The 10046-nt window shown below is 60.3% G+C and carries 11 protein-coding genes and 2 pseudogenes; 8 read left to right on the plus strand and 5 right to left on the minus strand.

Annotation, left to right across the window (positions count from 1 at the left end):
* The 3 genes from V7082_RS20160 to tnpA all read right to left on the minus strand — a co-directional run.
* The coding region (locus tag V7082_RS20160) for a transposase (protein WP_334151361.1) at positions 1-322 on the minus strand (322 nt) is incomplete at its 3' end.
* A 72-nt stretch (positions 323-394) separates the two neighbouring features.
* The gene (gene tnpB, locus V7082_RS20165; protein ID WP_043743036.1) at positions 395-742 is read right to left on the minus strand and encodes an IS66 family insertion sequence element accessory protein TnpB; all 348 of its coding nucleotides are present in this window, start codon (positions 740-742) and stop codon (positions 395-397) included.
* Positions 739-1134 carry an IS66 family insertion sequence element accessory protein TnpA gene (gene tnpA, locus V7082_RS20170; protein WP_334151375.1) on the minus strand — a complete coding sequence of 132 codons (396 nt, stop codon included), beginning with the start codon at positions 1132-1134 and terminating at the stop codon, positions 739-741. Before tnpA ends, tnpB begins: the two co-directional genes overlap by 4 nt.
* A gap of 90 nt (positions 1135-1224) precedes the next feature.
* Between tnpA and V7082_RS20175 the strand changes: the two are divergent.
* Positions 1225-1803: pseudogene (locus tag V7082_RS20175) on the plus strand (transposase); the annotation flags it as partial.
* Between the two features lie 153 nt (positions 1804-1956).
* Here V7082_RS20175 and V7082_RS20180 read toward each other — a convergent pair.
* Positions 1957-2265, minus strand: coding sequence for a response regulator transcription factor (locus V7082_RS20180; RefSeq protein WP_334151364.1), 309 nt, complete (start codon positions 2263-2265; stop codon positions 1957-1959).
* Positions 2266-2445: 180 nt separating this feature from the next.
* On the opposite strand from V7082_RS20180, the pseudogene V7082_RS20185 reads away from it, so the two are divergent.
* Positions 2446-3194: pseudogene (locus tag V7082_RS20185) on the plus strand (IS5 family transposase).
* On the opposite strand, the gene V7082_RS20190 reads toward V7082_RS20185, so the two are convergent.
* Positions 3185-3349 carry a hypothetical protein gene (locus V7082_RS20190; protein ID WP_334151365.1) on the minus strand — a complete coding sequence of 55 codons (165 nt, stop codon included), beginning with the start codon at positions 3347-3349 and terminating at the stop codon, positions 3185-3187. The pseudogene V7082_RS20185 and the gene V7082_RS20190 overlap by 10 nt on opposite strands.
* A gap of 119 nt (positions 3350-3468) precedes the next feature.
* Between V7082_RS20190 and V7082_RS20195 the strand changes: the two genes are divergently transcribed.
* From V7082_RS20195 to V7082_RS20220, 6 genes are all read left to right on the plus strand, one after another.
* On the plus strand, positions 3469-4641 hold the full coding sequence (locus V7082_RS20195) for an acetyl-CoA acetyltransferase (RefSeq protein ID WP_094267474.1): 1173 nt from the start codon (positions 3469-3471) through the stop codon (positions 4639-4641).
* A gap of 7 nt (positions 4642-4648) precedes the next feature.
* Positions 4649-6154: a class I adenylate-forming enzyme family protein gene (locus V7082_RS20200; protein ID WP_334151369.1), complete on the plus strand. Its 1506-nt coding sequence runs from the start codon at positions 4649-4651 to the stop codon at positions 6152-6154.
* 46 nt (positions 6155-6200) lie between these two features.
* Entirely contained in the window at positions 6201-7283 is a 1083-nt protein-coding gene (gene dctP, locus V7082_RS20205) for a TRAP transporter substrate-binding protein DctP (protein ID WP_094267476.1), read from the plus strand.
* A 2-nt stretch (positions 7284-7285) separates the two neighbouring features.
* Positions 7286-7807 carry a TRAP transporter small permease subunit gene (locus tag V7082_RS20210; protein WP_334151371.1) on the plus strand — a complete coding sequence of 174 codons (522 nt, stop codon included), beginning with the start codon at positions 7286-7288 and terminating at the stop codon, positions 7805-7807.
* A gap of 77 nt (positions 7808-7884) precedes the next feature.
* Positions 7885-9201: a TRAP transporter large permease gene (locus V7082_RS20215; RefSeq protein ID WP_094267478.1), complete on the plus strand. Its 1317-nt coding sequence runs from the start codon at positions 7885-7887 to the stop codon at positions 9199-9201.
* A 16-nt stretch (positions 9202-9217) separates the two neighbouring features.
* Complete coding sequence (locus V7082_RS20220; protein ID WP_334151373.1) at positions 9218-9994, plus strand: SDR family NAD(P)-dependent oxidoreductase; 777 nt, start codon at positions 9218-9220, stop codon at positions 9992-9994.
* Positions 9995-10046: the final 52 nt, after the last annotated feature.

Genomic DNA, 10046 nt, shown 5'->3' on the forward strand with positions numbered 1-10046 from the left:
GCCGGCGCGGCAGATCCGGGCTGATCGCCGGCCGCCCGCCCTTGCGCCGGGTGTGAGCGCCGACCTCGCGCCGCTCCTCGGCCGGCACAGGGAACTGTACTGGGTCGGACCACAGTTCTGCCTGCCCGAGGTGGATCACCTCGCTGCGCGGCCCGAACAGGCGCCGCCGCAGCTCGACCAACTGGTGACGCAGGGTATCGAGCTGGGCGTCGAACTGCGCACGCATCGCCTGCATCTGCTGCCCCAGCTCGAGCACCAGATCCTGCAGCGGAGCAACCTCCGTGGGCAGGCTGGCGCGATCGATCGGGGCAGGCAGGTTCATGGGCCATGAGCATGCCAGCACCGGCACCTCGGGTGAATGCGGTGAATCACCGATTGCCCACGCGGCCGCGACTTACCCCACGACGCTGGCCGCCACCGGCGCCAGGCGGCGTGTCCGCGACAGATCGATACCATCGAGCCAGGCCAGCAACTCGCTCATCGCCAGGCCCTCAGCCGACAGCCGCGCGGGGTCGGTGAAACGCCCGCGCTCCAGGCGCTTGTAAAGCACCCAGAACCCATGACGGTCCCACACCAGGAGCTTGGCCTTGTCGCGGCGCCGGCCGATGAACACGAACACCTGACCCGAGAGCGGGTTCATGCCCATGCAACGCGACACGATCTGCGCGAGCCCATCGATCGACTTCCTCATGTCCACCGCTTCGCTATAGACGTGGGCGCGGATCGCCGAGGACAGGATCACGGTAGCCGCGCCAGCACGCGATCGAGCACCTTCCGCGCAGCCGCCCCGTGCAGGCGCAGCGTCATCGACGCGGGCAGCACGACTTCGATCTGCATCGCATCGACCTGCCCTGAGGAGGCTGGCTGCACGAGCGCGATGAAGCGGCCGCCGGCTTCGCCCACTGCCGACCCTGCCTCGGCAGTGGCCAGGCGCTTGATGCGGTGCCGGAACGTCGACAGCGCCAGGCCGGTGGCCTGGCAATACTGCGGAATGCTCAAGCCTTGCCGGCGCCGCTGCTGCTCATGCGAGCACCAGAATGCATCGTCGCGATGTGTCCGCCGCTGAACGGCCACCTCGTCACGATGCTGAGCCGGTGGTTCTTCCAGCGCCATCAGTCTGTCCTGCTCCATCATCGTCGCTCTCCAGAAGTGAGTTCGGGAGCCGCAACGATCGGCGATTCAGCGCTGACCGGGAACTACGGGGTTGCTCGGACGGTTACTGATGACGGCACCGGGATGGTCGACTTCAAGGGCGAGAAGCGCTCGAACGCCACACATCAAAGCACGACCGATCCTGAGTCTCGACTCATGCGCAAGGGCAACGGCCAGCCGGCCAAGCTCAGCTATGGCGGGCATGTGCTCATGAAGAACCGCAATGGGCTGTGCGTCGACATCCTCATCACCGAATCGACCCAGGCCGAGCACCGTGCCGCGCGGCAGCTGCTCACTCGCGCACGTCGACGGCACATTCACCCCAAGACGCTCGGCGCCGACAAGGGCTATCACGTGAAGGAATTTGTCGGGCACCTGCGCGAGCACGCGGTGCGACCGCACATCGCGCGCATCAAGGATCGGAAGACGCCCGGCCTGTATGGGCAAACCACCCGAACCGAGGGCTACCGGGTCAGCCAGCGAAAGCGAAAGCGCGTCGAGGAGATCTTCGGTTGGTTGAAAACGGTCGGCGGATTGCGAAAGACCCGTTTCATCGGCCAGGCGAAGACCCAGATGGCGGCCTTCATTTCCGGTGCTGCATACAACCTGCTCCGAATCGCGAAATTGAGCGTTTCGGAGGTGAAGGCATGAGCACAGCTGCGCAAACGGACCTTCGTGGTCGCCGTTGCGGCCACGAAGACAATTCGAACGCGGTGCGAAGGCGATTCCGGAAAATGATGTCACGATGAAATTCGACCTGAACCTCAGTGAGGGCGCGGGATCACCAGTTCTTGCATCAGCCTGTTAGCTGGCAATGACCATCCGAGTCACAAGCTCCGCAGCGTTATGGACACCGAGCTTGCGCATGATTGACGCACGGTGAACCTCTACCGTTCGCGGCGAGATCCCCATCGCCTGTCCTATCTCCTTGCTGGTGTGGCCGTTGACGATATGGCGCGCAACCTCACGCTCCTTCGGCGTCAAAGCGGAAGAGCTCGGAACTCGGTCCTTCAAGTGCTCGAAGGTCCACACCATTAACTGGAACGGATCTCCCGGTGACAAGGTTCGCGCGCGGGCACGAACCCAGATGATCTCGCCATTCTTGCGCTGCATGAAGCGCTCATCTTCGTAGCGGGGACGGTTCTGCAGCCACCGGCTCCAGCGTGACCCGATCTTCTCGAAGTCGATACTCGACGGGTACAGCAGGCGCGTCGTCTGCCCTTCTAGGGGCTGTTCACATTAGCTGATTTGTGTTTACATCCTGATCTTTGGGCGGAGATCAGGATGCTTCGAATGGTGCTGACAGATGAACAGTGGCAGACAATCGAAGGGCTTCTACCCGGTAAGCCCGGCGATAGAGGGCGTTCGGCCAAAGACAACCGGCTGTTCGTTGAGGCGGTCCTTTGGTTGGCACGCACAGGCAGTCCGTGGCGCGACCTTCCGCCCGAGTTCGGCAACTGGCATTCGACGTATGTGCGCTTTGCGCGCTGGCGCGATGCAGGCGTCTGGGATCGGGTCGCCCTCGCACTGGCCGGCGAACGCGATCTGGCGCGGGTGTTCATCGATTCGACCATCGTTCGCGCCCACCAGCACGCCTCAGGCGCCCAAAAAAAGTAGGACCGCAGGCGTTGGGGCGCTCGCGTGGAGGCCTGACGACCAAGCTGCACTTTGCCGTCGATGCCTTTGGCAAACCGCTGCGCATGATTCTGAGCGCAGGACAGGTCGCCGACATCGAGTGTGCGCACGATTTGATTGCCGATATGCCGTGCGCCAGCTTGGTTGCCGACAAAGGATACGATGCCAACGCCTTGGTCATGAGTATCGAGGCATCCGGTGCCCAAGCAGTCATCCCGCCTCGATCCAACCGTATCGCGCCCAGGCAGTACGACCGCTGCGCGTACCGCGCGCGAAATCTGATCGAGCGCTTCTTCAACCGTATCAAGCATTACCGTCGGATCGCCACACGCTACGACAAGCTCGCATGCAGCTACATGGCATTCGTGCGGATCGTTTGTGCGGTGATTTCATATCGCTATATGTGAACAGAGCCTAGGTCTACCCGGTTCCAGCCGAACAGCAGTTCGATCTCGGTGTTCACCCTCAGGATGGTTCGGTTCGACGTCACCATGATCGCGGTCGGCGCGTCCATGAAACCGGTCAGATTGAGAGCCTCATCAGGAAGATCGTGGTAGCTCATCTTTTTCTTTATGTGCTTATAAGTAGTTTCTACGTACTTTCTACGTATAAATCTACGTAGTTTCATGCATATCCGCCAGCCCCCTGCAAAAGCCACACTGTTTCGCAGGAGGAGCAGACATGACACATGACGTCTACATCATCGGATCCGGTCACACCCGCTTTGGCCGACTCCAACAAACGCTGGAAGAGCTCGTCGTCGAAGCTGCGCGCGACGCAATCTCGGAAGCAGGGATCGCGCCGTCGGAAATCGACGCCGTGTTTCTTGGGCACTTCAACTCGGGGCTCGTACCCGATGGCTTCGCATCATCCCTGATCCACCAGGCCGACCCCGCGTTCCGGTTCAAGCCTGCTGTGCGCTGTGAAAACGCTTGCGCCTCAGGCTCCGCAGCAATCTATTCCGGACTGGATGCGATTCGATCGGGTCGTGCGAGGAACGTGCTCGTTGTCGGCGCCGAGAAAATGACCCATCGGTCGACTGGTGACGTGACGACTGCCTTGGCGGGCGCCGGCTATCAAAACGACCCGGTGGAAAGGGGGCTCAGCTTTCCCCAGGTCTTTGCCATCGTGGCTCAGGCCTATGCCGAACGTTACGGCGATCCGCTGGACGCCATGGCCCGCATCTCGGCAAAGAACCACGCAAATGCAATGAATAACCCCCTCGCGCAGATGCACAAGCCGGTGCCGTACGAGTTCTGCCGCGAGGTTAGCGACCAGAACCCCCTCATCGCACCGCCGCTCAGGCTCTCCGACTGTTCGCTCATTTCCGATGGCGCTGCCGCGATTGTTCTGTCTTCAGCCGATGCGGCAGCCAGCGCCAAGCGGCGCGTGCGTATTGCCGCAGCCGAGCATGTCTCGGATTTCCTGCCCATGTCGCGACGTGATTTCCTCGCGTTCGAAGGGCCTGCGCGGGCAATCGCTCAAGCCTATGCCGCAGCGGGAATCAGCGCAGGTGACCTCGACTTCGCGGAGGTGCACGACTGTTTCACCCCAGCCGAGTTGCTCATTTACGAAGCGATGGGACTCGCGCCAAAGGGACAGGGCGCACGTGCCCTCGAAGAGGGAACGGTCTTCGCAGACGGCCGCACCCCGGTGAATCTCTCCGGTGGTCTCAAAGCCAAAGGACACCCGGTCGGTGCCACAGGGGTCTCCATGCACGCGCTGGCCTTCCGGCAACTCACCGGGCAAGCAGGCGCAATGCAGCGTAAGGGCGCCGAATGGGGGCTGACCTTCAACATGGGTGGTACAGCCGTCGCGAACTATGCCTCAGTCCTGAACGCTGATCGCGCGTGAGGCAAGCATGAACATCGCCAACTGGCTCTACCAAGCAGCTCATGCTTGGCCACAAAACCCCGCCATCCTCGACGGCGAAAAACTGGTCCATGACTATTCCGGCCTGTTGAGGGCTGTGTGTGACCGCGCACACCATTTTGCGAATGTGCACGGCATCAACCCGGGAGATCGCGTCGCCGTTTACTCGAAGAATGTGCCCGAGTATCTCGAGGTACTGCACGCGTGCTGGTGGATCGGTGCTGTCGTCGTTCCGGTCAACTACAAACTGCATCCGACAGAAGCCGAGTGGATCATCACAAACTCGGAAGCGCGCCTCGTACTGACGGAGAAAGGCAACGTCTTCTCCGCTCATGTCGAATTCGTCGAGGAGAAACTCACGAAAGCGGTTGCCCAAGGCACTCCGGTAACTGCCCCGCATCCGGCGAGAGACACCGATGTTGCTTGGTTGTTCTACACGTCAGGCACAACAGGTAAGCCCAAGGGCGTCATGCTCAGCCATGAAAACCTAAGGAACATGGCTCTCTGTTACAGCCTGGACGTCGATACGCCCCGCCCCGACGATCATATGCTGTATGCCGCCCCCATGTCCCATGGGGCCGGACTCTATATGTTCTCGCAGATTCGGGTAGCGGGCGCTCACCTGGTCCCGGCGTCTCGCGGGTTCGACAGCACGGAGATCATTGCACTCGCCAAGAGCCGGGGGAACCTCGTTTTCTTTGCTGCTCCGACGATGGTGAAGCGTCTCGTGGCAGCCGCCCAAGTCGAGGGCTATGACGGTGCCGGCATCCGCACGATCATGTACGGAGGCGGGCCGATGTACGCGAATGACATCGACCACGCACTGGAAGTGTTGGGGCCGCGTTTCGTACAGATCTACGGACAAGGTGAAAGTCCGATGACGATCACAGTCCTTCCCCGCGCCCTCGTTGCTGATCAGAGCCATTCGCGCTGGCGTGCCCGTCGCAACTCCGTGGGCTACGCGGCTGGCTGCGTAACGCTCGCCATCCTTGACCCGGAAGGAACCGAACTCCCCATCGGCCATACCGGCGAGATCTGCGTGCAGGGACCGACGGTAATGCTCGGCTATTGGCGGAATCCAGAAGCCAGTACCGAAACGCTACGCAATGGTTGGCTGCACACCGGGGATCTTGGGCATCTCGACGAGGATGGCTTCCTTTACCTGACGGATCGTTCCAAGGACCTGATCATCTCCGGCGGAACCAATATCTATCCACGAGAGGTCGAGGAGGCGCTGTTACGCCATCCAGCGATTTTCGAGGTCGCCGTTATCGGTGAACCGGAACCAGAATGGGGCGAGCAAGTTGTCGCTTATGTCGTTTTTCAAGCCGACAAGAGTGCAACGGAGGCAGAGTTGGATAGTTGGTGCAGACAGCACATTGCCTCGTTCAAGAGGCCAAAGCGTTATGTTTTCGTATCAGATCTGCCGAAGAACAGCTACGGAAAGATCTTGAAGACTGAATTGAGACGTGCCGTTTTTTCGGCAATGCAGTGAGCACGCGGGCAATTTGAACCCGCATCCATAAGCCAAGGAGGAGATTATGAAAAGACGTGACTTTTTGAAGACCACGGGCGCACTTGCCGGCGTCGGAATGCTCGGTATGCCAAGCTTTGCACAGGCTCGCGCTTCGATGAAGTTCGATAGCTATGTCACCGAGAGCGCTGGCCCCTCGTGGATCGACCGCTGGTTCCTCGATGAACTGCAAAAACGTTCCAATGGCGACATTTCCGTCCGGTATTACTGGGCTGGCAGTCTGAACAAGGTTGGCGAGCACCTTGGTGCAGTCCGTGACGGCACCTCCGAGATCACCATCATTTCTCCGGGATATTACCAAGCTGAAATGCCGGTAACGCGAGGGCTCGAATGGTACTTCCGAGTAGATCGTGCCGATTCGCTGCAGCGGGTCTGCCAGGATGTATACGAAAACTTCGCGCCGCTGCGTCAGGAGTGGGAGCAGCGCCACCGCTCAAAGGTCCTCTACTGGACGAACTGGAACTACGCTCCGCTCGTGATGCGTAAGCCCATATCTTCGCTTGCAGACCTCAAGGGCAAGAAGATTCGTGCCTATGGCGTGGGTACCGACGTCATCGAACGCCTTGGCGGCATTGCCGTGCCAATGGTTGCAGGTGAGGTATATCAGTCTCTCGAGCGCGGAGTGCTCGACGGGGTCTATGGGTTCGATTTCGTTACGGCAGTCGCATATAAGCTGCACGAAATCGCGCCGAACTTTTACGACATTGGCGACGGCGCACACGCTCCCGCGCTAACCGTAATGAACCGGCAGGTCTGGGAAGGGCTATCGCCGGCGAATCAGAAGATCTGCAACGACCTCGCCAATGAGCTTTACAACGGGAAATTCGCCGAGATCTATGAGGGCGTTCTGACCAATTATGTGAAGAAGGCCGTCGCCGAGGGTGTCAAGTTCATCGACCTCCCCGAAAGCGAAAAGGCCCGAGCCAAGGCAACGATCCAGCCGGCCCAAGTCGAGAGCTGGATCAACAAAGTCGCCCAACCGAACGGGATTGACGGGAAGGCGATGCAGGATGTGATCGAGAAGGCAATCGCGAAGCACGCGTCCGAGGGCAAACTCAAGCGGCCGATCGAGATTGCAGCGAGCCTCTAACGATGCTCACGTTCGATCGTCTGCTGACGCGGACCTCTCATGTGATGTCCTGGGTGGCGTTGGTCTTCCTCGCCTTCATGATGTTCGCGATCACCATCGATGTCGTAGCGCGCGCCCTTAGCGGACGCGCGGTTCCGGGTCTCTTCGAGATGTCGGAAATGTCGATGGCGATGGTCGTCTTCATGGGGCTGGGCGTAACACTGCTTGACGACGGTCACATCCGCGTGACCCTGGTAACTGACCGGTTGCCAAAGGTCATTGGGCGTCAATGTACTGCCGTCGGCTGGGTCTTTGCCGGACTGACCTTCGCCTTGCTCGCCTGGCCTGCAACTAAGGAGGCGGTCTACTCGGTCTCCATCCTTGAGTTCCGCTGGGGTGCATTGCAGGTGCCCGTCTGGTGGGCCAAGGTGATGGTGGCCGTAGGTCTTTGGTTTGCCGCACTTCAGGCATTTGTCCACGCCGCCCTCGTTGCACGCGATCGACTGCCGGAGCAACGGCGCGTGAACGCCAACGCTGCGCACTGAACGGCAGATGCCGGGCCAGAACGGCCCGGCATCTGCCGCATCAGATCTCGGCAGCATCAAAGAATCCAGGAAATGTCATGGACGTTACCCTCATCACATGTATCGCCGTAGGGCTGATCTTTGCGCTCCTTGCACTCGGCACCCCGGTATTTGCGGCCCTCGCTCTATCGGGCGCCTTCGGTATCGTCATGGTTGAGAACCTCGATTTCCTTCTCAACCGCCTCAAATCGCTGCCCTTCTCCACCACCGCAAGCTATTCACTCACGGTCATTCCCCTCTTCATCCTGATGGGGGCCTTTGCTCATCATGCGCAAGTCGGTAAGCGGCTGTTCAATGTCGCACGCAAGTGGGTTGGGCATCTGCCGGGCGGTCTTGCCATGGCCGGAATCCTGACTTCGGCAGGCTTTGCAGCCACATCGGGATCATCGGTCGCCACGGCCGCCACGGTTGGCGCGGTCGCGATCCCTGAGATGAAGAAGGCGGGTTACGACCCTCGCCTCGCCGCAGGCTCGGTCGCAGCGGGCGGAGTCCTAGGCGTACTGATTCCGCCTTCGGTTCTTCTGATTTTCTATGCCGCGCTTACGGAAGTGTCCGCAGGCAAGATGTTGATCGCCGGTTTTGTACCGGGGATTCTGACCACGCTCGTTTTCATGGCCGGCATTGCGGTGATCGGCCGCCGTGGCATGAACCAGGAGGCGCGCAGCCCGCGTTCGCCGTGGGGCGAGCGGATTCGTGCAACGGGACAAGCCTGGCAGGTAGTCGTACTTTTCGTGCTCGTACTTGGCGGAATCTATGTCGGCCTCATCACACCAACCGAAGCCGGTGCAATCGGGGCACTCGCCGCTCTGATGATGCTGCTGTTCTCACGCGTCGCCCGCGCAACGCTGGGTACGAGGCTCTTGGATAGCTTCCGCAGTACCGCGACCACCACGGTGATGATCCTCTTCACGATGATCGGCGCCGGGATATTCAGCTATTTCCTGACCCTAGTTCAGATACCGCAGGCGATTGCAGAGGTGATTGTTGAAAGCGGCATCTCTCCTTCCTTGATAGTCGCGGTTCTGCTGCTGGCCTATGTGCCACTGGGGATGTTTCTCGATGCGTTCTCGATGATGGTAATCACCCTGCCGATCGTGTTTCCCACGGTTTCAGGGCTTGGCTTTGACCCGATTTGGTTCGGAATCTTATGCGTCAAGATGTGCGAGATCGGGCTGATGACACCCCCGGTAGGCTTGAACTGTTTTGTGATCGCGGGGATCGACCGAAGCACATCCTTGGCAGATGTGTTCCGTGGTGCGCAGTGGTTCGTAGCAATGGAGATGTTCACCGTGGCCATCCTGTTCGCATTTCCCGCGATCACGACCTGGTTGCCCGAAACGATGATGGGACGCTGAGGAAAGGGAGAAGCTCATGCGCGAGAACTATGGCACGGCACTCATCACGGGGGGTGGGTCGGGGATCGGGCGGGCCGCTGCGCTTGCACTCGCTCAACGAGGCGCACGCGTCGTCGTCACTGACTTGAGGCTCGAGAGTGCCATCGAAGTTGCTCGGGAGATCACGACGGCGGGCGGTGAGGCAATCGGTATCGCGCTCGATGTTAGCGATGCGGCGTCGATACTGTCGGCGTTCGATCGAACGGAGGCAGAGTTCGGGAATGTGGATGTCCTTGTAAACAGCGCTGGACTGCTCTTGGTCGAGCCACTCCTCAGCTTTTCTCCGGAGAGTTGGGAGAGGGTGATGCGCGTCAATGTCACCGGAACCTTTCTGGCAAGCCAGCGCGCTGCACAGGGCATGGCCGAACGAGGCTATGGACGTATTGTTAACATCACCTCTGTCTCGGGGCTACGAGCAGGGGTGGGGCGCACGGCCTACGGGACATCAAAGGCTGCCATCATTGGCCTCACCCGGCAGTTTGCGCTGGAACTCGGCCCTCTCGGAGTGACCGCGAACGCGATTGCTCCGGGAGCAATCGAGACCCCGATGACACTGGGTACCTACAGTGATGAGACCTGGGAAAACATTCTTGCTATGGTCCCCGCGAAACGCCGTGGCACTCCCCAGGATATCGCTGAGGCGATCGTCTACATTGCGTCCCCAGCCGCCTCTTACGTTAACGGGGAGACGCTCACCGTGGACGGAGGCTATGTGGCCGCCGGCATGACACAGACAGGCAGGTTACGCGTCTGACCCGGTGCGCGACAAGCCCCGCCGTTCAGGGCGGGGAAGGATAGCGCGGACG

Source organism: Hyphomicrobium sp. (assembly GCF_036833075.1).
In the GTDB taxonomy this organism is placed as follows: Bacteria; Pseudomonadota; Alphaproteobacteria; order Rhizobiales; family Hyphomicrobiaceae; genus Hyphomicrobium_C.

Bases quoted from the DNA above. Each gene is read 5' to 3' on its own strand.
- tnpA (WP_334151375.1), bottom strand. From the start codon at position 1,134: ATGATGGAGCAGGACAGACTGATGGCGCTGGAAGAACCACCGGCTCAG.
- V7082_RS20180 (WP_334151364.1), bottom strand. From the start codon at position 2,265: ATGCAGCGCAAGAATGGCGAGATCATCTGGGTTCGTGCCCGCGCGCGA.
- V7082_RS20190 (WP_334151365.1), bottom strand. From the start codon at position 3,349: ATGAGCTACCACGATCTTCCTGATGAGGCTCTCAATCTGACCGGTTTC.
- V7082_RS20195 (WP_094267474.1), top strand. From the start codon at position 3,469: ATGACACATGACGTCTACATCATCGGATCCGGTCACACCCGCTTTGGC.
- V7082_RS20200 (WP_334151369.1), top strand. From the start codon at position 4,649: ATGAACATCGCCAACTGGCTCTACCAAGCAGCTCATGCTTGGCCACAA.
- dctP (WP_094267476.1), top strand. From the start codon at position 6,201: ATGAAAAGACGTGACTTTTTGAAGACCACGGGCGCACTTGCCGGCGTC.
- V7082_RS20210 (WP_334151371.1), top strand. From the start codon at position 7,286: ATGCTCACGTTCGATCGTCTGCTGACGCGGACCTCTCATGTGATGTCC.
- V7082_RS20215 (WP_094267478.1), top strand. From the start codon at position 7,885: ATGGACGTTACCCTCATCACATGTATCGCCGTAGGGCTGATCTTTGCG.
- V7082_RS20220 (WP_334151373.1), top strand. From the start codon at position 9,218: ATGCGCGAGAACTATGGCACGGCACTCATCACGGGGGGTGGGTCGGGG.